At 71.4% G+C, this 311-nt stretch carries 1 protein-coding gene; it reads left to right on the forward strand.

From position 1 onward, the window contains the following. A partial coding sequence (locus PROPJV5_RS12310; protein ID WP_338047478.1) for a biotin/lipoyl-containing protein occupies positions 1-311 on the forward strand: 311 nt, incomplete at both ends.

The raw sequence follows: 311 nt of genomic DNA on the forward strand, positions 1-311 counted from the left end.
GTGAACGAGGCCACCATTTCCCGTTGGCTCAAGGAGGTGGGCGAGCACGTCGACGCAGACGAAGCCCTGCTGGAAGTCAGCACGGACAAGGTCGACACCGAGGTCCCCTCCCCCACCTCGGGAACCCTCCTCGAAATCCGCTTCAAGGAGGACGACACCGCCCCCGTCGGCGCCGTCCTCGCCATCATCGGCGAACCCTCCGAAGCCACCCCGGCACCGGCCACACCCGCCGCACCAGCACCAGCCGCCCCGGCCGAAACACCCGCACCGCCAGCACCGGCACCAGCAGCCGCCGCGCCCGCCGCCGGCAC

It is taken from the genome of Propionibacterium ruminifibrarum, assembly GCF_900289195.1.
Classification (GTDB): Bacteria; Actinomycetota; Actinomycetes; order Propionibacteriales; family Propionibacteriaceae; genus Propionibacterium; species Propionibacterium ruminifibrarum.